Origin of the sequence: Arthrobacter sp. efr-133-TYG-118 (genome assembly GCF_030209755.1) — a bacterium.
GTDB lineage: Bacteria > Actinomycetota > Actinomycetes > Actinomycetales > Micrococcaceae > Arthrobacter.
The window spans coordinates 54,305-78,766 of record NZ_JARVRH010000027.1 but is presented as its reverse complement, the minus strand read 5'-3'; the positions used below and the strand labels follow the sequence as shown (position 1 = coordinate 78,766).

25 protein-coding genes and 2 tRNA genes are annotated in these 24,462 nt (G+C 63.1%); 11 read left to right on the top strand and 16 right to left on the bottom strand.

Annotated elements, in window-relative coordinates; all coding sequences use genetic code 11:
* Window positions 1-148: 148 nt before the first annotated feature.
* The 6 genes from QRN59_RS20280 to QRN59_RS20255 all read right to left on the bottom strand — a co-directional run bounded on the left by QRN59_RS20280 (window position 149) and on the right by QRN59_RS20255 (window position 3,503).
* Window positions 149-1,075 carry a hypothetical protein gene (locus tag QRN59_RS20280; RefSeq protein WP_284984249.1) on the bottom strand — a complete coding sequence of 309 codons (927 nt, stop codon included), beginning with the start codon at window positions 1,073-1,075 and terminating at the stop codon, window positions 149-151.
* Window positions 1,072-1,929, bottom strand: a complete 858-nt coding sequence (locus QRN59_RS20275) for a hypothetical protein (RefSeq protein ID WP_284984248.1) — start codon at window positions 1,927-1,929, stop codon at window positions 1,072-1,074. Before QRN59_RS20275 ends, QRN59_RS20280 begins: the two co-directional genes overlap by 4 nt.
* Window positions 1,930-2,055: 126 nt before the next feature.
* Window positions 2,056-2,442, bottom strand: coding sequence for a hypothetical protein (locus tag QRN59_RS20270; protein ID WP_284984247.1), 387 nt, complete (start codon window positions 2,440-2,442; stop codon window positions 2,056-2,058).
* Window positions 2,443-2,512: 70 nt separating this feature from the next.
* On the bottom strand, window positions 2,513-2,758 hold the full coding sequence (locus QRN59_RS20265) for a hypothetical protein (protein WP_284984246.1): 246 nt from the start codon (window positions 2,756-2,758) through the stop codon (window positions 2,513-2,515).
* Window positions 2,758-2,931 carry a hypothetical protein gene (locus tag QRN59_RS20260; RefSeq protein ID WP_284984245.1) on the bottom strand — a complete coding sequence of 58 codons (174 nt, stop codon included), beginning with the start codon at window positions 2,929-2,931 and terminating at the stop codon, window positions 2,758-2,760. The genes QRN59_RS20265 and QRN59_RS20260 overlap by 1 nt, the downstream gene beginning before the upstream one ends.
* Window positions 2,932-3,077: 146 nt before the next feature.
* The gene (locus tag QRN59_RS20255) at window positions 3,078-3,503 is read right to left on the bottom strand and encodes a helix-turn-helix domain-containing protein (protein ID WP_284984244.1); all 426 of its coding nucleotides are present in this window, start codon (window positions 3,501-3,503) and stop codon (window positions 3,078-3,080) included.
* Between the two features lie 350 nt (window positions 3,504-3,853).
* Between QRN59_RS20255 and QRN59_RS20250 the strand changes: the two genes are divergently transcribed.
* The 5 genes from QRN59_RS20250 (at window position 3,854) to QRN59_RS20230 (ending at window position 8,787) form a co-directional block, all read left to right on the top strand.
* The gene (locus QRN59_RS20250; protein ID WP_284984243.1) at window positions 3,854-4,585 is read left to right on the top strand and encodes a helix-turn-helix domain-containing protein; all 732 of its coding nucleotides are present in this window, start codon (window positions 3,854-3,856) and stop codon (window positions 4,583-4,585) included.
* A gap of 1 nt (window position 4,586) precedes the next feature.
* Complete coding sequence (locus tag QRN59_RS20245; RefSeq protein ID WP_284984242.1) at window positions 4,587-5,714, top strand: tyrosine-type recombinase/integrase; 1,128 nt, start codon at window positions 4,587-4,589, stop codon at window positions 5,712-5,714.
* A gap of 316 nt (window positions 5,715-6,030) precedes the next feature.
* Entirely contained in the window at window positions 6,031-7,527 is a 1,497-nt protein-coding gene (locus QRN59_RS20240; protein ID WP_284984241.1) for a glyceraldehyde-3-phosphate dehydrogenase, read from the top strand.
* Window positions 7,528-7,613: 86 nt separating this feature from the next.
* Window positions 7,614-7,823: a hypothetical protein gene (locus QRN59_RS20235; protein ID WP_284984240.1), complete on the top strand. Its 210-nt coding sequence runs from the start codon at window positions 7,614-7,616 to the stop codon at window positions 7,821-7,823.
* A 166-nt stretch (window positions 7,824-7,989) separates the two neighbouring features.
* A complete protein-coding gene (locus tag QRN59_RS20230) occupies window positions 7,990-8,787 on the top strand; it encodes an HNH endonuclease family protein (RefSeq protein ID WP_284984239.1) in 798 nt (265 codons plus the stop codon).
* Between the two features lie 27 nt (window positions 8,788-8,814).
* Here the strand turns inward: QRN59_RS20230 and QRN59_RS20225 are convergent, their stop codons facing one another.
* From QRN59_RS20225 to orn, 4 genes are all read right to left on the bottom strand, one after another.
* Window positions 8,815-9,666, bottom strand: a complete 852-nt coding sequence (locus tag QRN59_RS20225) for an acyltransferase domain-containing protein (RefSeq protein WP_284984238.1) — start codon at window positions 9,664-9,666, stop codon at window positions 8,815-8,817.
* Between the two features lie 3 nt (window positions 9,667-9,669).
* The gene (gene def / locus QRN59_RS20220) at window positions 9,670-10,242 is read right to left on the bottom strand and encodes a peptide deformylase (RefSeq protein ID WP_284984237.1); all 573 of its coding nucleotides are present in this window, start codon (window positions 10,240-10,242) and stop codon (window positions 9,670-9,672) included.
* Window positions 10,243-10,366: 124 nt separating this feature from the next.
* A tRNA-His gene (locus QRN59_RS20215) sits at window positions 10,367-10,439 on the bottom strand.
* Window positions 10,440-10,569: 130 nt separating this feature from the next.
* The gene (gene orn / locus QRN59_RS20210) at window positions 10,570-11,196 is read right to left on the bottom strand and encodes an oligoribonuclease (protein WP_284984236.1); all 627 of its coding nucleotides are present in this window, start codon (window positions 11,194-11,196) and stop codon (window positions 10,570-10,572) included.
* Window positions 11,197-11,348: 152 nt separating this feature from the next.
* Here orn and mptB (QRN59_RS20205) point away from each other — a divergent pair, with 152 nt between their 5' ends.
* Window positions 11,349-12,974 carry a polyprenol phosphomannose-dependent alpha 1,6 mannosyltransferase MptB gene (gene mptB / locus QRN59_RS20205; protein WP_284984235.1) on the top strand — a complete coding sequence of 542 codons (1,626 nt, stop codon included), beginning with the start codon at window positions 11,349-11,351 and terminating at the stop codon, window positions 12,972-12,974.
* On the opposite strand, the gene QRN59_RS20200 is transcribed toward mptB (QRN59_RS20205), so the two are convergent.
* A complete protein-coding gene (locus QRN59_RS20200) occupies window positions 12,958-14,211 on the bottom strand; it encodes a glycosyltransferase 87 family protein (RefSeq protein ID WP_284984234.1) in 1,254 nt (417 codons plus the stop codon). The two genes, mptB (QRN59_RS20205) and QRN59_RS20200, sit on opposite strands and share 17 nt — an antisense overlap.
* 34 nt (window positions 14,212-14,245) lie before the next feature.
* The gene (locus QRN59_RS20195) at window positions 14,246-15,496 is read right to left on the bottom strand and encodes a glycosyltransferase 87 family protein (protein ID WP_284984233.1); all 1,251 of its coding nucleotides are present in this window, start codon (window positions 15,494-15,496) and stop codon (window positions 14,246-14,248) included.
* A gap of 268 nt (window positions 15,497-15,764) precedes the next feature.
* Here QRN59_RS20195 and mptB (QRN59_RS20190) point away from each other — a divergent pair, with 268 nt between their 5' ends.
* Window positions 15,765-17,384 (top strand): polyprenol phosphomannose-dependent alpha 1,6 mannosyltransferase MptB, encoded by a 1,620-nt coding sequence (mptB, locus tag QRN59_RS20190; RefSeq protein ID WP_284984232.1) that lies wholly within the window; start codon window positions 15,765-15,767, stop codon window positions 17,382-17,384.
* A 7-nt stretch (window positions 17,385-17,391) separates the two neighbouring features.
* On the opposite strand, the gene QRN59_RS20185 is transcribed toward mptB (QRN59_RS20190), so the two are convergent.
* On the bottom strand, window positions 17,392-18,069 hold the full coding sequence (locus QRN59_RS20185; RefSeq protein WP_284984231.1) for a DNA alkylation repair protein: 678 nt from the start codon (window positions 18,067-18,069) through the stop codon (window positions 17,392-17,394).
* A gap of 136 nt (window positions 18,070-18,205) precedes the next feature.
* Between QRN59_RS20185 and map the strand changes: the two genes are divergently transcribed.
* Window positions 18,206-18,973, top strand: coding sequence for a type I methionyl aminopeptidase (gene map, locus QRN59_RS20180; protein WP_284984230.1), 768 nt, complete (start codon window positions 18,206-18,208; stop codon window positions 18,971-18,973).
* A gap of 35 nt (window positions 18,974-19,008) precedes the next feature.
* On the opposite strand, the gene QRN59_RS20175 is transcribed toward map, so the two are convergent.
* Together QRN59_RS20175 and QRN59_RS20170 are read right to left on the bottom strand one after the other, a co-directional pair.
* On the bottom strand, window positions 19,009-19,572 hold the full coding sequence (locus tag QRN59_RS20175) for a GNAT family N-acetyltransferase (protein WP_284984340.1): 564 nt from the start codon (window positions 19,570-19,572) through the stop codon (window positions 19,009-19,011).
* A 603-nt stretch (window positions 19,573-20,175) separates the two neighbouring features.
* Window positions 20,176-20,248, bottom strand: a tRNA-Arg gene (locus tag QRN59_RS20170).
* Window positions 20,249-20,466: 218 nt separating this feature from the next.
* On the opposite strand from QRN59_RS20170, the gene QRN59_RS20165 reads away from it, so the two are divergent.
* The 3 genes from QRN59_RS20165 to ettA all read left to right on the top strand — a co-directional run bounded on the left by QRN59_RS20165 (window position 20,467) and on the right by ettA (window position 23,404).
* The gene (locus tag QRN59_RS20165) at window positions 20,467-21,033 is read left to right on the top strand and encodes a single-stranded DNA-binding protein (protein ID WP_284984229.1); all 567 of its coding nucleotides are present in this window, start codon (window positions 20,467-20,469) and stop codon (window positions 21,031-21,033) included.
* Window positions 21,034-21,275: 242 nt separating this feature from the next.
* On the top strand, window positions 21,276-21,674 hold the full coding sequence (locus QRN59_RS20160; RefSeq protein ID WP_284984228.1) for a DUF6993 domain-containing protein: 399 nt from the start codon (window positions 21,276-21,278) through the stop codon (window positions 21,672-21,674).
* Window positions 21,675-21,721: 47 nt separating this feature from the next.
* A complete protein-coding gene (gene ettA, locus QRN59_RS20155) occupies window positions 21,722-23,404 on the top strand; it encodes an energy-dependent translational throttle protein EttA (protein WP_236811427.1) in 1,683 nt (560 codons plus the stop codon).
* A gap of 90 nt (window positions 23,405-23,494) precedes the next feature.
* Here the strand turns inward: ettA and QRN59_RS20150 are convergent, their stop codons facing one another.
* On the bottom strand, window positions 23,495-24,403 hold the full coding sequence (locus QRN59_RS20150) for an acyl-CoA thioesterase (protein ID WP_284984227.1): 909 nt from the start codon (window positions 24,401-24,403) through the stop codon (window positions 23,495-23,497).
* Window positions 24,404-24,462 lie beyond the last annotated feature (59 nt).

Sequence of the window (24,462 nt, the reverse complement as noted above, 5' to 3'; positions counted from 1 at the left end):
GCGCAGTGGTACGCCGTGACTTTTCGGGTGGTGCGGCCAGTGCGCCGGCTGATGGTATTGGTTCGCTGGGCGACCCGGTTCGCGGCGGCAAAGTCGTCATAGACTGCCTTCCCGCCGCTGCAACGAAGGGCCAACGAAATGGCCCGGGTCACCGGGAAGCTGCTTCCATTTCGTGTTCGTCGATCAGGCGGTGCGCCTCCTGCTTGGTCAGTTCCTTGGACGACGTGATGGGCCGCCCAAGGTAGTTGGACAGGTAGGTCAGCTTGTCCTCGCGCTCCATGAGGCCCTGCTCGTGGAGGATTATGTTGAGCTTGGTCAGCTGGGCGGTGGTGATTTCATCGAACAGGCGATCAGGTTCAGGCGTCTCAGCCGGTTCCTCGACCGGGGCCGGCGCTTCCTTCACCACAGGTGGCAGCGCGGGGGCGGGCTGCTGTTTACGGGTGATGGTGCGCTTCGGCTTGGCCGGCGCTTCGGCTACCTGCTCGAGCGGGGTGTTGTCGTAGTCGCCCAACTCGATTTCTTCCACGGAGTTCAGACCGGACAGGGCTTCGGGGGCGACGAGTTTCGCGGCTTCTGCCTTGCACTTCTCGGTGAGCATCCCGATGGGGTTTTCCTGGTACTTGGAGTTAGACGTGTACTTGGCGCGCTTGGCGCGTTCGATGGTCCACTCGACCTTCTGCCAGGCCTGCTGTCCGCGGCGGCGGGCCCGGAATTCGACGCGCTCCTCGTCGGCGTAGACGCGCTCAATCTCGTGGCCCTTCGAGATTGCGATGGCGTGCATCGCCTGGGCGTACAGGGCGGGGGTGCCGTGGACGACGTAGATGGAGCGGACGGCGACCATGGGGGCGAGGCCGAGGGTGTCGCCGTAAAGGATCGCGGCGGCGCATTCTTCGGGCTGCCCCCGGAAGTGCTGCGGGACAAAAGATGTGCCACAGATCGTCTGGGCGATGGCATAGGCGTGGGTCAGTTCGGACGCCCACGCTTCGAGGTTGCGGGTGGTTGCGGTCGCGGTCTGAGTGAACACTGCCGGTGCGGCGAGTGCTCCCGGCTGCTGGATGGTGGCTACTTCGCTCATGCTGCTTCGGTTCCTTCGGTTGGGGTGAGTGGTTCGGTGATGATCGCGTCACGGAGTTTCGCGGTCTTGTGGATGTATGCGGCGGCAAGGAACATCTGGTAGTGCTGCTCGATCTGCTCCCGGTCCCTCGCCAGTTCGTACAGTGCGGTGCCTTCGGCGGTGACGTGCGCGACGTAGGTCGCTGCAATCTCCGGGATGTGCTGCTCGTTGCCGTCCTTGTCGAGATAGAACTCGGCCTTGGCGTACGCGGCAGTCTGCAACGCGGTTTCCCCGTACACGCCCTTGGAGGTCTTGAGGTCGATCTGGATCGGCTTTCCACCGGCCAGAAGCGGGGACGTGGCGAACAGGTCAAAGGTCCCTGCCCACCAGTCGGTGCGGTTTGCGCATGGCCGCTCGGTCAGGAGCGGGGTGATCTGCCACAGGTCCAGGAACTCGGCGTAGCCTTCGACGAACGGGGCGATGTCTTCTGGGGCTTCGACTTCGCCGCCGTGGATCAGTGCTTCCGCGAGGGCGTGGACTGCGGTGCCGCGGATTCCGGCTTCGTCACGGACCTTGGTGGGGAGTTCCTTGAGTTCGCGGATGGCCGCGTCGGCGTCACCTTTCAGGAGTTCGTCGAGGCGCGGCCGGTTGTCCGGGTCGGTGACCCATTCAGCCACGACCCGCGGCGCCCACCGCACGAGCGCCGGCTTGGGGATGCCCCCGCCGATAAGCGTGGTCACGCCCGTGACGGGGAGCCCGTCGAGCTTGTACCGGTGCCCGTTGTGCGTGAACGCCAGGCCCTTCTCCGGTGCCTTGGCCGCACGTTTGGAAGTGGCGGGCGTAGAAATTACGCGTTCCGCTTCGGTTGTGGTCATGGTTTTCTCATTCTCCTTAGTATCCGCTGCCGGTCAGCAGCGTGACAAATGCGGTGGGGGCCAGCAGGAATATCAGCAGGATGCCGGCGAGGATCAGTTGGCCGAGGACGCGGCCGGTGATGCGGTTCATGCTGCCAGCGCCTCGGGAACGGTGGTCGTGTCCGTGCGGGCTTTGAATCCGGCGTACTGGAGCAGGAACCAGATGCCTTCACGGAGCTGGGTGTCCACGATGTCGAGCAGGTCGGGGGTGTTGTCCAGCGTGAAGGAGCCGTTGCGGCGGATGCGGTGGTGGGTGCCGTTCTCGATTTGGGCGAGTTCGTCGAACGCGTCATAGACGGGGGCGATGGTACCCACGGTTACGGTGCCGTGCAGGATCCACGACAGTTGTTCGGCCAGGTCCTGGAAGTCCGCTTCCTCGTACAGGCCGGCGGGGGTTTCGTCGTAGAAGTTCGACACGAGCGCCCGGACAGTGGTCTCTGCTTCGGGGCGGGTGAGTCGATAGAAACGCATCATGTTCTCCTTTGGTCGGTCCGGGCTGCTTTGTATGTTCAGCGTATTGCACATGCGAACTTCGCGCAAGGTCTTACTTATGCGAACTTTCCGGCGCGTCGGTGCCGGTCGCGATCTGGTAGATGCGGGAGCGGGACAGGCCCGTGGCGGCCATGATGTCCTGCCGGGGGACGCGGGCGGCGACGGCCTGGCGGATCAGGGCGTCCCGGGCCTCGATGTCGCGTTCGATGGTGCGGACGGCCTTTTTGATTTCGGACAGTAGCCGGCGGCGTGCGGCTGCCCGCTTGGTGTTGCGTTCCTCTGAGGCATGGGAGGACATCAGACGGCCCTCTGCAGGATCTTCACGGCGGCGCGGGCGCGTTCCCAACGTTCACCGTCGTCAGCGGCCGGTGCCGTGCCGATGAGCTCCAGCCTGGCGGACGCCATGACGATGTCTTTGTGGGCGTTTTCGAGGGCCGCGCGGAAGTGCAGGCGGCGTGCTTCTGCGTCCATTACCGTTGACTTCGCGTCCGTGGGTAGCGGCACTACCTTGCGTGGCAAAAAAAATGATTTGAGTGACATGGGGTTTTCTCCTAAAGGGGTGGGTGGGGTGGTTGCGTTTTGGTCCGTCCCGGCTGCATGAAACGGACCGCTTCGCGTTATCGGCGGGACGGTCCCTGCTGGGAGTCCTTGTACTTTTCGAGGTCGCGGCGCCGGATGCGGATCGGTGCCGTCCGGCTGCCGGGCGTGACTCCGACGCGGTAGGAAACGATCTTGCCCTGGGCGCACAGTGTGCGGACCGTTTTGGCGCAGACCTGCAGTTCTTCTGCGGCCTGCATGGCGGTGAGGTCGGGTTCTCGGGTCATGCTGTGCCACCTTCCGCATGGGAGTTTGATGAAGTCCAGGCACACGCCGCAGGTTTCTACGTGCATGCCGGTTGGGTCGATCCGGTCGGAACCGAAGCGGTGCCCGCATGCTGCGGTGTTTTGTCCGTCTTCGCATTCGTGGTAGGCGTGCATGAGCAGCACGTCGGTGGCTGTTGCTGTGTTCGAGCGCCCGAGACCCGGGGCGTCGTTTTCGTTCATTGCAGGCAGTTCCTTTTCCCCTTGTTCGGCAGTGCCGGTTCTCCGCCCCCTGACGGGTGGTCCGCGCTAACTACCTCCGTTCGGTGGACTAAATATAGGCCCACACTCATGCGAACTGCAAGTATGTTTGCATGAGTCCTTGGGGTAACCTTGGGGAATCCTTGGGAAACTAGGGAAAATCTGCGTAATAAATGCGGGATTCGGAATTACACGGTTGTAGTTCGCGAACTACTGTTGACAACGCGAACTTATAAAACAAATGATTGGATTAATTCGCTCAGGAAAAATGCAATCTCACGCGATAGAATGCGAACATTGACTATCAGGTATTTCACAGAAAGGATAGCTGAATGAACACGCTACAGACCCCCGAGGGGAAGCTCCTGCAAGACGCCCAAAGACGTAAGGGCATGTCAGCACGAAAAGCAGCCGAGCTAGCCGGCATGTCAGACACCCGCTGGCGCAACATCGTCAACGGTTACCAGGCAATCGGCCAAGGACAATCGATCCACATCGTCGCGCCCGCCGAAACACTCGCCCGCATGGCCCGCGTCGTCGGCGTATCCGGAGAGGAATTCGCCGCCGCCGGACGCGAAGACGTACAAGCCGTACTCACCGAGCTCTGGCCCGGCGAACAAGCCGGCTGGTCATGGTCCGCGGACACCGGCGTAATGGCGGCCGTGCCCACGACCGGCGGCGGCCCCAAAGGCGAACGCGGATTACGCCGACTCATAGAATCCAAACGAGCCGGACGCACCATAGCGTCCCTGTCCGACGCCTGCGGTGGCGACCCTACGCCGAGACGGCTGCAGCAGATCATCGCGGATGGCATCGACGCGTTCCCCAAAGCCAACACCATCCAAGGGCTCGCCCGCGGCTTGGGCGTGTCCATTACCGAAGTGGTGATGGCCTGCGCCGTGTCCCTCGGCCTGGAAGTCGAAGACGCCACCAGTGACGCGCTGGTGCTCGCCGGGGCCGGTAACCTACCCGCATCCTCCCGGGCGATCCTGCAGAACATGGCCAAAGAACTCATAGCCGCCCAACACGAAGCCCAACACCACGACGACCCACACGTAGCCTGACATGGCCGCCATAGAAGACCGCTGGCAAAGGAAGGATAAAACACGCACCGACCGCTACGGGCAGGGCCTGCGCTGGCGTGTCAACTGGATCGAACCTGACGGCCGCCGTCGTAGCGCCAGCTTCGCTGTGAAAGCCGCCGCGCAAGCCAAGCTGGACGAAGTACGCGGAGACCTCCATAAAGGCGTGTACCGGCCTGTGGACGCCCGCCGGACCCTGTTCGAGGACTACGCGGCATCGTGGCAGGAACAACAGATCCACCAACGCGACTCCTCCCGGGTGAACATCGACCGGCGGATGCGCAACGACGTGCTCCCCTCCTTCACCGGCAGGGCGCTCGAAGACATCACCAGACAGGAAGTCCAAGCCGCCGTCCTCACCTGGTCCCGGACACTCGCCCCAGCAACCGTCAAGGTCAGCTACGGGTACCTGGCGTCAATGATGAAAGCCGCCGTGCTCGACGGCCACCTAGACGCATCCCCATGCGTCGGCATCCGCATGCCCAAAATCGAACACGTCCCCATCGTCCCCCTGCCCACGGAACAGGTGCAGCGCATCGCCAACACCATGCAGGCTCACTACCGGCCGATGGTGGCCTTTTGTGCTGCCACGGGGATGCGCAGCAGCGAAATGCGCGGACTGACGTGGGACAGGGTGAACCTGCGCACCGGCACGGTCCGCGTGGACCGGCAGTTCATCGGCACGAACTCCCGCACACCAGTGTGGGGGCCGCCCAAGACGCGCTCCAGCATCCGCAGCATCGCCATCGGACCCGCGACCGTGGAACTCCTCAAGACCCTCAAGGAAGGCCCGGCCAACGCCGGCGGCCTCGTGTTCGGCAACACCTTCCGCGGGGCGATCCTCCGGAACACTGCCAGTGACATCTGGCGGGAAGTCCGCGAGACCATCCGCGAGGCCAAGCACGGCGACATAGGCGACGGCTGGCACCAGCTCAGGCACTACCACGCAAGCATCCTGATCCAGGGCGGCATGTCCCCGGTCGCCGTCGCGCACCGCCTCGGACACAAGGACGCTCACGAGACTTTGAACACCTACGCCCACATGTTCCCGGACGACGACACCCGGGCGTCAGCGCTCAGCGACGGCTTGATTCTCCCAACACCCCAGTGACGCCCCGCGAAACGTTTCCGCAGGTCAAGGGCAGGTAAGCACAGAACCCGGCGTATCGGTCAACCCATCCCTCAGCCGTGTGTGAGTGAATTCACGCATTCCGGCGGCCAAGAGGTCCCGTGCCAGACCTTAGAATGGACAGTGAACGTAGAAGTTCCACCGCCGGTTCTGCGTTCGCAGCCGGCGGTTTTTCTTTGCAGCGTTCGAGGTGTCCGGGCAGACCGAAGTCCCGCCGATGCCAGTGCCGCAGGATTACTCCGGGCGGCCGCCATCTACGTACGAGGACGTATGTAGCTGACCCTAGGAAGGTAGTTCTGTGAGCCAGTCATCAGATTCTTGTCTTGATACGTGGATGGGCCGCGAAGCGCTGGCCGAGGCCATGATTCCGGTGATCGGCCGGCTGTACCGTGAGAACAACGTGGTGACGAGCATCCACGGGCGCAGCCTCATCAACAAGTCGTCGATGAACATCCTGAAAGCCCACCGTTTTGCGCGCCGGATGAGCAAGGACGAACTCCTGCTCGAGGAAACCGCGCCGCTACTGAACACGCTGGCCGAACTTGAACTCGGGGCCGCCGCGATCGACATCGCCCGCCTGAACGAGAAGTACAAGGCCGAGGCCCCGGGAACGCCGTTGGAAGACTTCCTCCGCGCCGAACTTGCCGGGGTTGTGGGGCGCCGCGGCGCGGACGACCGGACCAGCACCGACGTCGTTCTTTACGGTTTCGGCCGCATCGGCCGCCTGCTGGCGCGCCTCCTGATCGAAAAGGCCGGCGGCGGGCACGGCCTGCGCCTGCGCGCCATCGTGGTCCGCAAGGGCGCCGAGAACGACCTCGTCAAGCGCGCCAGCCTGCTGCGGCGCGACTCCGTGCACGGTTCCTTCGAGGGCACCATCCGCGTGGACGAGGCCGGCAACACGATTACGGCCAACGGTGTCCAGATCCAGGTCATCTACTCGGACAACCCCTCCACCGTCGACTACACGGCCTACGGGATCAAGGATGCCCTGGTGGTCGACAACACGGGCCGCTGGCGTGACGCCGAGGGCCTGTCCCAGCACCTGCAGAGCAAGGGTGTCGCGCGCGTGCTGCTCACGGCTCCGGGCAAGGGTGAGCTGAAGAACATCGTCCACGGCATCAACCACTCCTCCATCGAGGACACGGACACGATCGTCACCGCGGCTTCGTGCACCACGAACGCCATCACTCCCGTGCTCAAGGCACTCAACGACAAGTTCGGCGTCATCCACGGACACGTGGAAACGGTGCACTCGTTCACGAACGACCAGAACCTGATCGACAACTTCCACAAGGGCGACCGCCGCGGCCGCTCGGCCGCCCTGAACATGGTCATCACCGAAACAGGTGCGGCCAAGGCGGTGGCGAAGGCCCTCCCGGAACTGCAGGGCAAGCTGACCGGCAACGCGATCCGCGTTCCCACCCCTGACGTGTCGATGGCGATCCTGAACCTGAACCTTGAAAAGGGAACCACGAAGGAGGAAGTCAACAACTACCTTCGCGAGATGTCCCTGCACTCGGAGCTGCGCAAGCAGATCGACTTCATCGACTCACCCGAGGTCGTCTCCACGGACTTCGTCGGCTCCCGCCGTGCGGGCATCGTGGACGGCCTGGCCACCATCGCCAACGACAAGAACCTCGTGGTCTACGTCTGGTACGACAACGAATTCGGCTACTCCTGCCAGGTAGTGCGCGTCATGGAGGAAATGGCCGGCGTGAACCCGCCGTCGTTCCCGGCACGCAGTGTCGCCGTTGACCTGGAGCCGAAGGCAACGTTGGAGCCTGCCGGGGTCTAGCCTGCCCTGGCCAAGGCCAGGAAAGACACAGGGTTTTCCCGGCTGATGCGCTGGTATCAGCCGGGAAACCTGACCAGAATGGACGCATGGAAAGCGAAAAGATTCTGGAACACGAAACAACGCTGGAACACGCCTTGGACGTGGCGCGCGCCAACCTTAAAGAAGCCCAGCGCCTGCTTGACCAAGCCAAAGCCGCGCATGCTGCGGGTGATATCTCCGAGGACCGAGTCATCCAGTTGGGGTCCCTTTTGGAGCTGGCAGCCGAAGACCTGAAACGCGTCACCAAGGAGCAGTAAGGCGCCGCAGCAGCGGGTTGCGCGCTGACCCGTGGGGCAGACGTTGTCCTGCGCTGTGATTATTCCGACACCGTGACTTGTCCTCCACACTGTGGATATCGGCATCGGCTGTCAACGCCTCATCTAGTCTCAAGGGACGTATTCCTCCCCGAAAGGACGCAATCCCTTGAGCACCACCTGGGCCGTCTATCGACGCGCCCGCCGCCAGTCCCGGCAGGCCTGGGTGCTGGTGATTCTGATCATCGCGGGTGGACTTGCCGGCATTGGGTGGTTCTTCAGCAACGGACAGTTCGCAGTTGGCCAGGACCCGGTCAACGGACCAACGGAAGCTCCGGTCTTCGACCCGAACTGGATGAAGCCGGTGGAAGCTGTTCAGCCGGTACCGGTCGGTTCGGCCGTTGATGCCTTGGACGCGCTTCCTGTGAAAGGGCGTGCAGCCAAGGACAACTACGACCGCAACGAATTCGGCCAGGCGTGGCTCGACGTCGACCGAAACGGCTGCGATACCAGGAACGACATCCTGAGGCGGGATCTTACGGCGGCAGAGTTCACGGCAGACTCCAAATGCAGGATCGCTTCCGGGGAGCTACGTGAGCCATACATCGGGCAGGACATCCATTTCCGCAGGGGCTCCGAAAGCAGCTCAGCCGTACAGATCGACCATGTGGTGGCTCTCGGGGATGCCTGGCAGAAGGGCGCCCAGCAGCTCACCGCCAAACAGCGCCAAAGCCTCGCCAATGACCCCCTCAACCTCATTGCCGTTGACGGTCCCGCCAACGTGAAGAAAGGCGCGAGCGACGCCGCGAGCTGGCTCCCTGCCAACAAGGGCTTTCGCTGCCATTACGTAGCCCGGCAGGTTTCCGTCAAAGCCGCGTACCGGCTCTGGGTCACCCAGGCGGAGAAAGACGCCATGAGGCGCGTCCTGGACTCGTGCCCCGGTCAGCGGACCATCAGGGCGATGTAGCCGCCTGAGGGCGCGGGGGCGGCCGCGTCAGGCGTGGTTCCTCCGCGCCAGGGGAAGCACCAAGTGGCCGTGTCCAAGCTGCCAGACCCCGCCGTCGTCGATCCTTTCCAGCACCACCCGCTGGAGCGAGGTCTCGCGGGGGAGCCGATCGAGGTTTTCCAAGCCACGCTGCCGGAAGGTGAAGTAGACAGCGTCGCCCGGAGCGTCTGAGCAGCGGTCCAGGGTGAATCGGCGGGCAAAAGCGGCGATGTTGCTGTCCGGCAGTTTCCGCGCAAGGTAGGGATCCAGCATCCAGGAGTCGCAGCTCGCCACGGAGACCGCCTTGTCCGGGAAGTATCGCTCGAAGAACCCCCTGGCCTGACTGAAGCTCGTGTCCACGACGGCAGGGGAGAGGCCGCCATCCTCGGGGATGTGTACGCCCAGCACCCAGGAGTCGCTAACGGCAGCGGAGCCTCCCGCGTCGCCGCGCACAAGGTGGAATTGCAAGCGGCCGATCCGGAAGATGTTTCCGGCCATGTGGAAGGTCAGCCACGCCCACGTGTCCAAGCCGAAGCGCCCATGAACCCGTCGGTTGATACGAAGGTTCAGTCCCACATCGGCCAGGATCGCGGCGGAGGACTCCGGCAGGATGCCAAGGGAAAGATGATAGCGGTGGACTACCGGTGCGAAGCGCAGGAGCGCTTCGATCCAGTCCGTTTCCGTGCAGCCATCCGCGGAGGCAGACCTGCTTGGAAAGGCGCCCAGGCGTGCGTGAAGGCTGGCAAGGGCCTGTCGCGTTCCGTCTCCGGGAGCTGACGCCAGCAGCGAGGCACACGCCAAAGCGTCCTCGCCATGGATGTCGAGAAGCTTGAACAATTCGTCCTGCGCGATGCCGGTCATCGCTCAGTGTCCGAAGGGGTCCGGGTCAACACCCGGCATCCAACTCAGCCCGGGAACTCCCCAGCCGTTCTTTTTGGCCTGCTTCATGGCTTTCTTGGCATAGCGGTCAGCCAGGCGGTCCACATAGAGCTTGCCGTCAAGATGGTCGAATTCGTGCTGCATGACCCTCGCGAACCAGCCTGTTGCCACGAAATCCACCGGTTTGCCGTCGCCGTCGAAGCCCTGGACGCGGGCCCATTCGGCCCTCTGCAGCGGGTAGTGCTCCCCGGGGAACGACAGGCAGCCTTCGACGTCTTCCTCAGGATCGGGAAGGGCGCCGGGGATCTTGGAGAGGGTGAGGACCGGGTTCACCAGGACGCCTTCGTCGGGCGCGTCGTCCTCGTTCGCGTATTTGAAGATGAAGATGCGTTTGCCGACCCCCACCTGGGGTGCGGCCAGCCCGACGCCGTTGGCGGCTTCGTTCGTCTCGAACATGTCGGCAATCAAGGTGCGCAGCTCGTCGTCGAACTCTTCCACCTCGCTCGCCCGGCGGTGAAGCACGGGCTCGCCCCAGATGGTGACTGGCAGGACGGTCATGTCAGGTGTTCCTCTGGTTCTCGGGTCTGGAATGGCCGAAATCGGCCGGAACAAAACAAAGGCCGCACTGGATAACCAGTACGGCCTTTGGCTGCGATCGATAAACTGCTACCAATCTCATGAGGGTGAGCGACGGGGGTTGAACCCGCGACCTCCTGGACCACAACCAGGCGCTCTGCCAACTGAGCTACGCCCACCATGAGCCTTTTATGCTTTCGGAATGACCCGTTAGCTGCGAAGGCAACGACAAAAACTATACCCCGTCTTTGGGGGTGCTTTTGCCACTTTTGACCGTTTGGCTGAAAATTCCCGAAAAGGTGCCGCAGATCACGTGCTTTCCGGGGTCTCCGGTCCGGCTGCAATCTGCTTGGAAATCTTCTGTGCCGTTGCCGTATCAGGACCAGGGGCCGGGACGAACACGGCCTCGCGGTAGTAGCGCAGTTCGTCGATGGAGTCCCTGATGTCACCAAGTGCACGGTGGCCACCGTGTTTGGCGGGCGACTGGAAATATGCGCGGGGGAACCATCGGCGCGAGAGTTCCTTGATGGTGCTGACGTCGATGACCCGGTAGTGGAGGTGTTCGACGATGTTGGGCATGTCCCGCGCGAGGAACATCCGGTCGGTTCCGACTGAGTTGCCGCCCAGCGGTGCCTTCTTCGGATCCGGTACCCACTTCTCGATGTACTCCAGGACGATCGCTTCGGCTTCGGCCATGGTCTTGCCGTGCGGGAGTTCGTCCAGGAGTTTCGAACGGGTGTGCATGTCGCGCACGAAGTCGTTCATCTGTTCAAGCGCGGCGTCTTCGGGTTTGATGACGACGTCGACCCCATCACCCAGGATGTTCAGCTCCGAATCGGTGACCAAGGCCGCGACCTCGATCAGGGCGTCGTTTACCAAGTCGAGACCGGTCATCTCACAGTCGATCCAGACGATGCGTTCATTAGTAATAGGCACCCGCCCAGCCTACCGTTCGGGCGCACAGGAAGGGTGGCGGGGCGCTCCATTCCGCGTCTGCGGCTTATCGCGGCTGGTAAACTGGGCCGTTGTCGAGCGGTTGTTGCCTGCCTCGATGAGCTGGACCAATGTACGTAGGGACTGGAATTATCATGACGGCAGGCGGAACGGGCGTGGGCACCTCAAATAGCCGGGATGAGGCAAAGGAACCCGCAGCGCTGTCGGAGAAGGCCGCCGCGAGTCTGTATTCCCCGGAAGCCGCGCGCATCGGCGTCGGCACCCCCGGCCAGATCAAGGCCTATGTGGCAATCTGGCAAGGATTTTTTGGATCCCTGATGATCTTCGTCGGCTCGATCGGTGCCGGCTGGATCGCCAACGGCTCGCCCATGTTCAGGCATCCCCTTGTCATCGCCCTGCGCACGGAGGGTTGGGGCGTGACGACCTCCACCATCCTGCTGACGGCAGGGGCCATGCTTCTGGTCAGGTCATGGTTGAGGCTCGGGCAAAGGCTCAAGGATTGGGGGCCTGGCTCGCTCAGATCCGTGGTTCTCGCTGTTGCGGCGTGGGCGGCGCCCCTGATGTTTGCCGTTCCCATCTATTCGCGCGACGTGTACGCCTACACCGGCCAGGGCAGGCTGGTACTGGAAGGCCAGAACCCCTACACCGCGGGGATTTCCTCGCTCAGCAACTGGTTTTCCCTGGGCGCTGATCCTGCCTGGGCGGAAGCCAAGACGCCGTACGGACCGTACTTCCTGTGGCTTGCCAGGTGGGTGGTGGGCATCACCGACGCCCAGCCCGATTTTTCCGTTTTGCTCTTTCGCGTTCTTGCGACTGTGGGAGTGCTGCTCTGCGTGGTGTATGTTCCCAGGCTCGCCGAGCTGCACGGGATCAATCCCGGCCGCGCTCTGTGGATCGCCGTGGCCAACCCGCTCTTTCTCATCAGCTTCGTCGCCAGCGCCCACAACGATGCCCTCATGGTGGGCCTGGCGGTGGCCGGCATGTACTTTGCAGCAACCGGGCGCCACATCACCGGGCTGCTGCTGGTCACGGCTTCCATCGGCATCAAGCCGATCACAGTACTTCTCTTGCCTTTCATAGGCCTCATGTGGGCGGGTCCGGCAGCGAGTTGGGCCCGCAAGTTCTTTTTCTGGGGCGCGACGGCGGGTATCAGCTTTGCCGTCCTGGCAGTGAGCGGAATTCCGTACAACCTTGGCTTTGGATGGGTCTGGGCCATCCTCGACCCGACACCCGGCTACACGGGATACTCGCCTTCGGGCTTCCTCGGCCAGCAGGTCGAGGTGATCGCCAATCTCCTGGGCCTGCCGGGATCCACCGTCGCCACTGGGCTCCGGACCCTCATGAAGTGGGCCGGAATCGGGCTGGTGGTGTTACTGATGTTCCGCGGCGACTATTCACGGCTGGTGAGACGCGCGGCCCTGGCGTTTGCCGCCGTCGTCATGCTTTCTCCGATTATCCAGCCGTGGTACATCCTGTGGTTCATCCCGCTGCTCGCGGTCACAGGCATCAGGGACGACTGGCAGATCAAGTCCCTCTATGTCGCGGTCACGTTTTTCGTGGCCTTCGGCGCCCAGGACCAGATTTCGGTGCTGTCCTTCGTGGAACTGAACGTCAAAGTGTCCTCCCTGTCCTTCCTCGTGGCCTTGGGATTCACCGTCTACCTGATGGTGTTGGACGTCCACACGCGCAGACTGTTGATCCGTTCCACCCCTGCGCAACTGCTCCGCAGGCTTGAGCGGCGGCTCAGGCGCTCTGAATAGCGGTTCTTGCGCCGGACTTGCGGCCCAGTTCCAAGGTCCGCTGCACGGACCACCAGAGCAGGACAACCAGAAGCACGTTCCGGGTGGTGAGCACCGTTGCCATCACGGGGTTGGCATGGATCAGCGGCGTGTAGAACAACGGGTAGATCACGAAAGTCGTCATGGCGATCCCCATCAGGAGCGCGGCAGGAACCCGCCAACGATTCCAGTCGTGGGTCAGCCCGGCGATAACCACCGGCGCGAGCCAGATGATGAATTGCGGCGAGCCCACCTTGTTGAACACGATGAACGCCGTGGTCATCATGAGGGCGCCCTCGAGGAACAGCTCTTCCGCTTCGGCACCCCGCCGAAGCGCCCAAAGCAAAAGGGCGGAGCCGGCGACGGCGGCAAGCACCAAGAGCGGCTGCATCATGAATGCCGCCACATTGGCTCCAGGCCCGTACACCTCGGTGGAATTGATGGCGACGTTGTCTGCGATTTTGGAGCCGCCGATGTTGAGCACGCTCAACCAGACCCAGGGGGTTGAGAACGTGGCTTCCAGTTGCATGCCGCGTTCGCCCTGGTTGGTTAAAAAGTCGAGGATATGCGGGAGGCCCCCCGAAACGTAGGTACCCAGTGCGACGGCGGCAGTTACGGCGGCGCCGCAGGCGATGATCCGCAGCCTGCGGTGGCTCGCGATGATGATGGGCACCAGAACGGCGGCCGGCCAGACTTTGATCCACGTGGCGATGCTGAGGAGGATGCCGGCCGCCACGGGCCGGGTGGCGGCATAGAGCAGCGCGACCAACACGATGGGTGCCGTGATGCCCTCCACGCGGGCGAAGCTGAGGTAGCCCATGAAAGCGGTAAAGAACAGCCACCACCAGGCAGGGGCAATTCCCGTTGTCCTGCGCGGGCCGCGGGTCAAGATGAACAAGCCGGCGGCATTGAGTGCGGTGATGATCAGCGTCCACACCAGCAGGTATGGACCCGGGCCCGCGATGTTGGCCAGGAAGATCGGAATCTGGGCGAGGACCGGGTATACCCAGGGACTGATCGCTCCGTGGAGATCTGCGGGGTTGTAGCCGGTGATCGCCCACTGGCGGTACTGCTCCGTGTCGCTGAACGTGTTTCCGGACAGGAAGAAGCTTGCCATCCAGCCGAGGAAATAGAGATGGATGGCGGCGAAACCCCACCAAACGCTCGACGGACGGCCGAACCAGGCGACGGCGGCAGGCGGCAGGGCGGCGTCGCGCACGCGGGCCAGCCCGGCAAAGAATCGAACGGAAATCTCAGGACTCCTTGGCAGCGGCGGCCGGTTCGTTGGCCGGGATCTTCTTGCCCAAAAGGTACAGGCGGCGTACGGACCAGCAGAACAGGACCACCAGCAGGACATTGCGCACCGTCAAGACCAGCGCCATCCAAGGGTTGTTGTGGCTGAGTGCGTCATAGAAGAGGGGGTAGATGAAGTATGTGGCCACCCCAATGGCGATGAGCATCGCCGCGGGAACCCGCCATTCCTTCCAGCTGTGGGCAAGCCCGACGGCGACAGCAGGCGCCAGCCACACCATGAACTGGGGTGACCCGACCTTGTTGAATACGACGAAAGCCGTGGCCATGGTCAGGGATCCAGCCAGCAACAATTCGGTGCGGTCCGCCCCGCCGGTTCGCTTGCCGTTGTGCAGTGCCCAGAAGGTCAGGGCGGCAACCAGGATGGCGGCCAGGACAAGAAGGGGCTGCATAAGGAACGACATGAAGGCCGTGCCAGGTCCATCCACCTGCATCGAGTTGATGTCGGTGTTCATGTACATTCTCGAGTCACCCACATGGAGGACCGAGAGCCACAACCATGGAGTGGTGAAGGTGGCTTCCAACTGCATGCCACGATCGCCTTGCTGGGTCAGGAAGTTAAGGAGCTTCGGCAGTTGACCTACGGCAGCCGTGAGCGCGACGACTAAGACGCTGGTGAGAATTCCGGCAGCCACCACTTTGGTTCTCTGCTTGACCACGGTGAACAAAGAAAGCATGACGGCAGCCGGCCAGACCTTCATCCAGGTGGCAACGCTCAGGAGGGTCGAGGCAATGAAAGGGTTCGACACCCCGTACGCCAAGGCGATCAGCACAATGGGGGCAGTCAATCCGTCCACCCGGGCGAATCCTAGCCAACCCATGATGAAGACGAAGACCAGCCACCACCATCCCGCCGGGATAGCCTCGCGACGGCGGCCCCGTCCCGTGAGCTTGGCGAGAGCGACTCCGTTGAGCAGGGTGATCATGAGCACCCAGAGAAAGAAGAACGGACCGGGTCCAGCCAAGCCCGCAATGGCCATAGGCACCAAGGCCAGAACGGGGTAGACCCACGGGCTGGGCCCGCTGCTGAGGTTCTCATCCCGGAACCCGGCAGAGGTCCAGTCCCGATAGATGAAAGTGTCGCTGAAGGCCTCGCCCCGCAGGGAAAGGATCAGGGCGAACACGAGGAAGACCAAGTGGACGACGCCGAAGCCTACGAGCAGGCCCTTGGGAGAATTGAGCCTTGCCTCCACTGAAGAGGGAAGAACACGATGCCGGAACCGTGTGAGCGCGCTGAAGAATGAGTCCGTGGAAATGGGAGGATCCTTGTCAGGTAGTTATCGTCACAGGGTGCCGTAAGAGCCCCATCCATCCTATCTCAGGCCACTTTCGCGGGCAGACCCACGGTCCGGTTGGCCCCGGGATGCCAAGGGTGGCGATGCTACAGTTGCAATAATCCATGGCAGCCGGCAGTGCCACTTTGGCCCGGATGCGGCAGGGAACCGGACAGGATTTTGTTTGATGGTGACGTCGAAGTTTCGTGAGCGTGAGGTGGGGAGTTCGTTGGCTCATCCAGAGGCGCTTGGAGATTCCAACGCCCCGGTACACGGCACTGTAATTGCCAAGGCCGCAAGGACGGCAATCCTCCAGGGATTCATCGGGTCTTTGCTCATGGTGGCAGGTTCGGTAGGGGTCGGCTGGCTGGCCAGTAGCAGCGCCTTGATCCGCACGCCCCTCTTCATCATGGCCAGGACTTCACCGGTTGGCGTGATCCTCTGCACCGTGATGCTCTGCCTCGGGGCACTCCTGCTCCTGCGCTCCTGGCTGCGCATTGCCCAGCGGATCGGCGGTTGGAACCCGTCCTCGCGTCCTGTCCTTCGGCGCGCATTGTGGATGTGGGCAGTCCCGATGATGGTCAGCTTGCCGTTGTTCAGCAGGGACGCATATGCCTACATCGGCCAGGGCCGCCTCATGGAGCAGGGCCTGAATCCATACACCAACGGCATCTCCGCCCTGAGCAACTACTTTTCGCTTGGACCCGACAAATTGTGGACCGAAGCACCGACGCCTTACGGTCCGCTGTGGCTCTGGATCGAACAGGGCGCCGTGTGGGTGAGCGCCAGTGTCCCCGAGCTCGCATTGATTCCCTTCCGCCTGGCCGCCCTCGCCGGGGTCATACTGCTCGCTGTCTACGTTCCCCGCTTGGCTGCCCTCCACGGCGTGAACCCGGAGCGGGCGCTCTGGCTTGGGGTGCTCAACCCGGTTCTCCTGATCAACTTCATCGCCAGCGCGCACAACGACTCCTTGATGTTGGGACTGGTTGTTGCCGGACTGTACTTCGCCTCCGTCAAACGACCCGTGCTTGGAATCGTGCTGATCACGGCCTCGATCGCCATCAAGCCGATTACTTTGATTGCCTTGCCTTTTGCCGGGCTGCTGTGGGCCGGCGCCCGTGCCGGCTGGGGCCGGCGAATGCTCTGCTGGTCGGCGACGTTGGGTTTGTCCTTGGGACTGCTGGCAGCCGCAGGATTGGTGAACGGCCTGGGATTTGGCTGGCTTGGCGCCCTCCAGACTCCCGGCGCCGTATGGATCTGGTACGCGCCGGTGGGGTTGCTGGCACATACGGCGGGATTCGTCGTCGGGCTTTTCGGGGGTCCCGGCGTTCCCGTGACGGATGTTATCCAGACCGCCGGAACGGCGGTCTCGGCGCTTGCCATCGTCTGGCTCGCCGTACGGACGCCGGGTCGCGGACTGGGCTTGCCGGCGCCGCTCCACGACGAAACCGAGTTCAACAAGACCGTGCTTCGCCGGATGGCGTGGGCTTTCGCCGCCGTCGTCGTCCTGGCGCCGGTGATCCAGCCTTGGTACATGGTGTGGCTGCTGGTGTTCTTTACCGTGACGGGCATTGCCGACGGCGCCCAGCTTCGGACGGTCTTCTATTTGACGGCGTTCTTCACGCTTATCGCCCTGACGGACCAATTGAGTGTCTTCCCGTGGATCCCCATTGAGGTGGTGCGCGGAGTGGCCATCGCCATCGCGGTCTCCTTCATCGCCTACCTGGTGTTCTTTGACAAGAAGACCCACGTGCTGTTCCGCCCACGGCGCGGAATTTTGAAACTCAAGCTCAAGCCGAAGTCCTGAACCGGATTCACCCGAGGTGTTTCATCGCTTCACGTAGGGACAACGGGCTCAGCCTGGCCTGTCGGGTTTCCACATAGCTCCTTACCCATTGAGGATCGGTCTTGGCGTACTCCCGCAGGGTCCAGCCGATTGCTTTCCTGATGAAGAACTCCTTGTCGGCCAGGTTGGCGTCAAGCGCCGTGGCGAGAAGTTCTTGGTCCGTGGCAGTCTTTGCCTTGAGCTGGGAGGTGATGGCAGCGCGACGGATCCAGAAGTCCGGGTCGCTTGCCCATGCCCGCAAGAGCGGGGTCAGCGTGGTCCGGTGGTGTTGCAGAAGGACGCCAATACGGTCGGAAACGCCGTCAACAAAGTCCCACCATGCGCCTGTCCGGATGATTTCCTCATACAGCGGCAACATCTCCAGATCATTGGCCACGGACTTAAGCGAGGTCAGATCGATGGCCGCGTAGCGTTCTTCCCGCCATGTAGCTTCCCGCCACAGCCGCCCGACATCGTCACGAAGTTCGGCAGGCGACCCGAAGGGGAGTTCCTTAGCGGTCGCGAGGACCATGCGGCGGACTGCGGGGACCCTGACACCGAGGTAAGGCATGGATGATTTCATGTACGCCTGTGCCGCTTTCGCACGGTCCGGATCTGCCTCTGCCTGCAGGCGTTCGCGGATGATGGCGATTCTGCGGTGTTCCATACCGCGACTTTAGGACACTCCTGCGCCGGGGCGGACCCGCTACCAGGTTGACTGGGATGGCGGCGCCCATAGAGTGGGTGGAAGAGTTCGTCCGGCGGCCGGTCCGGCCCCTGGTTCCTCATGCTTGGAGGCCTCAGTGTCGATGGTGAAGACCCCAGAAGAGATTGCGCTCATGCGCGAAGCCGGGAGAGTGGTTGCCAACACGCTTTCGGAGGTTCGTACGCACGCCGGGGTTGGAGTGTCCCTCAAGGAACTGGACGAGGTGGCGGCCGCTTTCATGGGGGCCGCCGGAGCCAAGCCCGCGTTCCTGAATTACCGTCCGCGGTGGGCGTCCACGCCCTTTTCAGGGGTCATTTGCACGAGCGTCAACGACGCCGTGGTGCACGGCATCCCGGACGGATATGTGTTGCAGGACGGCGATCTGTTGAGCGTCGATTGCGGGGCATTCGTGGAGGGTTGGTGCGGGGACGCGGCAGTCAGTTTCATTGTGGGCACTGTGGATCCGGTGGACCAGGAATTGATCGATGCCACGGACGCCGCCCTCGCCCGCGGAATCGAGGCCGCCAGGATCGGAAACAAGATGGGCGACCTTGCGTACGCCATTGGCGGAGAAGCCAAACGCAGCGGCTACGGGATCCTTGCAGATCATGGCGGGCACGGCATTGGCCGGGCCATGCACGCCGAGCCGAGCGTGCCGAACATCGGACGGCCGGGCCGTGGAGTGAAGCTCGTGGAGGGCCTGGTGATCGCTATCGAGCCGATGTTGATCCTGGGCGGCCGCGACGACTACTACCACGACGACGACCAGTGGACCCTGCGCTCCGCCAACGGCCGCCGTGCGGCGCACAGCGAACACACCGTGGCGATCACTGCAGACGGCCCGGTTGTGTTGACACTGCCTTAGCTGGGTTGTTTCTCCGGCGTACGGGGTTTCGAGAATCAGCGCCGCAGGCGCATGACCGCCCTTCCGGATACCTCTGTGGAAACCGTAAAGAAGCCAGCCGCCTCGAACAACTTCACAGTCCCCTGGTAGAGATCGGCCGGACCGGCCTTGGGCCGCAGCGAGGGATCCACGGGGTAGCCTTCCACGATTTCGGCGCCGTGCGCGAAGGCATGCCCGACGGCGGCTTCCAGCAGTGCGGCGGCCACCCCGCTCCGGCGGTGGCCAGGAGAAACCACGAAACAGCTCACCGACCAAACTCCCGTGCCTTCCTGGGCACCTGCTCCCGCGGTTCTGAGGACCTGGGATCGTTCGATGCGCGGATAGCACTGGCGCGGCTCCACCGCGCACCAGCCCACCGCTTCGCCGCCCCGGAACGCCAGGACGCCGGGTTCGGGGCCGTCGTTGAATTTGGCTTTGAGCTGTTCCTTGCGCGCATCAGGGGGAGTGGTCTTCCAATCCTGACCGGTGAGGGCGAACCACCGGCACCAACAGCGCGAGGGCTCGCCACGGACGCCGAAGAGCCTTTCGACATCCGGCCAGCTTGCGGGGCCCGCGGTGATGGCGTGTCACCTAATGCTGCGTGGGGTCAGTGATTAGGTCGACCCCGTCCGGAGGGGCGGCCCCGAGCCCGTCCGGTCGGCTGCGTGATCTCGCCTTCGGCTTGGCCGCCCGCCTGATTCCGGCGTCGCGTTCGCGGTGTTTGGCAAACCGTTTGTGATTTTTGAGCGCCGGGGGTCGCCGCCCGAAGATCAAAACAAGTGCTACGAGTGCCGCGCCCGCCAGCACCGCAATGACCCAGATCGATTGTTGTCCGTCCAAGTTCTTCACCAATCTCAGGTCGTCGATTGTCTGTGCTCAGTCGTGGTAGTCCGGCTTGTCCGGCGCGGAACGGATCCTCAGCGAAACACTAGATTGGCTCGTAAAACACCGTCGCGAGTGGTCCACACCCGACTTTTGAGCCTCTTGCGCTGCCGTTGTTAACCAACGCAGCCGATATTGGCCGAGCTCAAGAGGCGATACACCCTGACCGCGAACAAGCCCCGGGTCGTTGATGTCCAGATCGCTGGAAGTCCAGCGTGGAACAGCTCACGTTCACAGATGACGCTGATGCTAAGAGAAGAGCGGCTCTGGACTACGTTTCCGCAGTTCAGAGCCGCTCTGGGTGCCCCGGGAGGGAATCGAACCCCCGACCAAGAGATTAGAAGGCTCCTGCTCTATCCTCTGAGCTACCGAGGCAGGCGACGCACGCACAGCACGTGGTTGAGGCGCCATCAAGAGTTTACATTGCGGCGGCTGCCTGTGTAGTCGGCTCGGTTTCGACCGTGACTCTCCCCCCACAGGCGGGCATTGGGCCCGGCTATCCACATACGCGAAGTGGATACTGCCGCGGATTTGCGCGGCACGTGAAGCTGAAAGGGCCAGACAAGCAGCTCAACTCACGTTAGGACAAGACCATGAACGACATCATCACTGTCCGGGGATTCGTTGCCACGGAACCCAAAAGTTCGACTACCCCGGGCGGAACGGGGACGGCCTCGTTCCGGCTGGGCTCCACCGCCCGCAGGTTCGACCGCGCGAACGATGCCTGGGTGGATGGCAACACCAATTGGTTCAGCGTCCAGGCGTTCAGGCATCTCGCGGGAAACATCGGATGCAGCGTCAAGAAGGGCCAGCGGGTCATCGTGGTCGGGAAACTCAAGTTGAGGCAATGGGAACACGACGGCAAGATCTACCACGTTGCCGAAATCGTCGCCGAGTCGGTGGGGCACGACCTCATGTGGGGCTCGGCGAATTTCATCCGGACCACTGGTAGCACCGGCCCGCAAAGCACGCCCCTGGCCGCTGAGGCGGAGCCGGAGAACCCGTGGCCCTCGGACGAGGAAGATGGTGAAGACGGCCCGCACGACGACGAAGACGGCAGTGCCGCAGCCGAGCGGGAAGCTATCCTTCCGGCCGGAGAAAGCGATGAGTCGGTTCTCGTTGATACTCACACCGGAGAACTCGTGGATGCTCTGAAATGATGCGGCCTGAAATGACGCCGGCGCCTGAAACAGGGATGCCACGGACATCTGCGGATGCCGTGTGGCGCAGCGGTTAGTGCGCCGCATGGCAGAATGGCCGGGTGATGAGCAGGGGAACGCCGCGAAAACGATCAGGACGCCGCCACGCGGCCGGAAGCCCGGGTTTGCTGCTTGCAGTACCGTTAGTCGTGACCGGGCTGGTGGCCGGCTGCACGGCGCCTGCTCCTGTTGTGTCAGGAAGCATGGCGGTCTCATCGCCTGCCCCGTCGAGCACAGCCACTGCCGCTCCCGCTGTCACCCCGAGTGCTGGAAACTCATCGGCATCGGCATCCGCTTCGCTCAGCCCGGGCACTGCCGCACTGAAGCAGACCATGGAGTCCGTCCTGAAGACCATTGCCGCCGCAACCCCGAAACCGGCACAAGACGACCTGCGATCGCAACTCGTATCGGCCGGCATTCCGGCCCCTGCTGTCGAGGTGTCCGCGAGCAAGACGCCAACGGGGCTGGATGTCGACGCCATCGAGGCCGCGGCCAGACTGGACAAGGACTGCGTCATGGGCGAGATCAGGGCCGGCCAGGTTTCCGTGACGGTGTTGCCGGTGTTGGCCAGCGGCAAATGCTTCGTCGGGGATTCCCGCTAGCAGGGCCGAATGTGAGTTATGCCTTGCCACCCATTAGATTTAACGGCATGGCGGAATTCATTTATACGATGACCAAGGCTCGCAAGGCCGTTGGCGAAAAACTAATCCTGGACGATGTCAGCATGTCGTTCTTCCCTGGCGCGAAGATCGGCGTCGTTGGCCCGAACGGAGCCGGCAAATCCACGATCCTGAAGATCATGGCTGGTATCGACACACCGTCGAACGGCGAAGCCCGCCTCAGCCCCGGCTACTCCGTGGGCATCCTCCTGCAGGAGCCGCCCCTGAACGAGGAAAAGACCGTCCTGGGCAACGTCCAGGAAGGCGTGGGCGAGATCTACTCGAAGATCCAGCGCTTTAACGCGATCTCCGAGGAAATGGCCAACCCGGACGCCGACTACGACACCCTGCTGGAGGAAATGGGCCACCTTCAGGAAGCCATCGACGCTGCGGATGCGTGGGACATCGATTCCCAGCTCGAGCAGGCCATGGACGCACTCCGCTGCCCGCCGGGTGACTCCGACGTGACTGTCCTGTCCGGTGGTGAGCGCCGGCGCGTAGCGCTCTGCAAGCTCCTGCTGCAGAAGCCTGATCTCTTGCTCCTTGACGAGCCCACCAACCACTTGGATGCCGAAAGTGTCCTGTGGCTGGAGCAGCACCTCTCTTCCTACCCCGGTGCCGTCCTCGCCATCACTCACGACCGCTACTTCCTGGACCACGTCGCCGAGTGGATCTGTGAAGTGGACCGCGGCCGCCTTTACCCCTATGAAGGCAATTACTCCACGTACTTGGAGAAGAAGCGCGCCCGCCTTGAAATCCAGGGCAAGAAGGACGCCAAGCAGGCCAAGCGCCTCACCGAGGAACTTGAATGGGTCCGCTCCAACGCCAAGGGCCGCCAGACCAAGTCGAAGGCTCGTCTGGCCCGGTACGAGGAAATGGCGGCCGAGGCTGACCGCACCAGGAAGCTCGACTTCGAGGAAATCCAGATTCCGCCGGGACCGCGTCTAGGTGGCCTGGTTCTGGAAGCGAAGAACCTGCAGAAGGGCTTCGAGGACCGGACCCTGATCGACGGGCTTTCGTTCACGCTGCCCCGTAACGGCATTGTCGGCGTCATCGGTCCTAACGGCGTCGGCAAGACCACCTTGTTCAAGACCATCGTCGGGCTGGAACCGCTCGACGGTGGCGACCTCAAGATCGGTGACTCGGTCAAGATCTCCTACGCAGATCAGAGCCGTGGCGGCATCGACCCCAACAAGACCCTGTGGGAGGTCGTTTCAGACGGTCTGGACTTCATCCAGGTCGGCCATGTTGAAATGCCGTCCCGCGCCTACGTCGCGGCCTTCGGCTTCAAGGGGCCGGACCAGCAGAAGAAGGCCGGGGTGCTCTCCGGTGGTGAGCGTAACCGCCTGAACCTGGCACTGACCCTCAAGCAGGGCGGAAACCTCCTGCTTCTTGACGAGCCCACCAACGACCTCGACGTCGAAACCCTCAGCAGTCTTGAGAACGCCTTGCTCGAGTTCCCCGGCTGCGCCGTAGTGGTCTCGCACGACCGGTGGTTCCTCGACCGGGTTGCCACCCACATCCTGGCCTACGAAGGCGACGAGGAGAACCCGTCGAAGTGGTACTGGTTCGAGGGTAACTTCGAGTCCTACGAGGAGAACAAAGTGGAGCGCCTCGGTGCGGACGCTGCCAAGCCGCACCGCGTCACGCACCGCAAGCTGACCCGCGACTAAGCGAATTGCTCCACAGAAGGCCGGCGCCCTGGATATTTCTCCGGGGCGCCGGTCTTCTTTGCTTCGATGATCCTGGCGGCGTTGCGGCAGCTACGACGGGATCCGGAGCATGCCCTCTTGCGCCACCGTGGCGACGTGCCGGCCATTGCGGCTGAAGATCTTGCCGGTGGCCAGTCCGCGGGCGCCTTGGGCGCTGGGGGACTCCTGCACGTAGAGCAGCCACTCGTCCACGCGGACGGGGCGATGCCACCACATGGCGTGGTCAAGGCTCGCGACGCTCATGCCTGGCGTCATCCAGCTCAATCCGTTCTTGCGCAGCACCGATTCCAGGATGGTGTAGTCGCTTGCGTACGCCAGGGCGGCCAGATGAAGGTTGGGATCGTCCGGCATCGGGCCGAAGGTCTTCATCCAGACCGCATTGCTGGCTACCCGGTCCTTCGGCGCCTCCACATAGATTGCGGGATCGACGTGGCGGACATCGAAGGGCCGCTCGAAGGACATGTGGCGGGCGAGCGGATGGTCGTACTTCTGCAGCAGTTCCGCCGTGCTCGGCAGTGATTCGGGGTCCGGGATTCCGGCCGGCATGGAGGACTGGTGCTCCACGCCCTCGGCTTCGGTCTGGAAGGAAGCGATCATCGACAGGATCGGTTGGCCTTCCTGGTAGGCGTGGACTCGCCGGGCTGAGAACGAGCGTCCGTCACGAAGCCGTTCAACGCTGAAAGTGATGGGCTGGTTGGCGTCGCCCGGACGAAGGAAATAGCCATGCATGGAATGGACGGTTCGGTCATCCTCGACCGTGCGGATGCCGGCCACGAGCGACTGGGCGAGCACCTGCCCGCCGAACACGCGGTGGCGTGGCTGTTTCTGGGACGGCCCGAGGAAGATGTCCTCGGCTGTCCTCGCGCCGTCGAAGTCGGCCAAGGACAACAGGTCGATGAGGGTGGATGTGGGGTCCTCAAGGGCGACCTGATGTTCCAGGCCGGCGCGCGCGTCAGTCATGGTTCGACTCTAGACGCACCCCTGACCCCTCTCAACCGCGGACATGCCGGTAGAGTCGA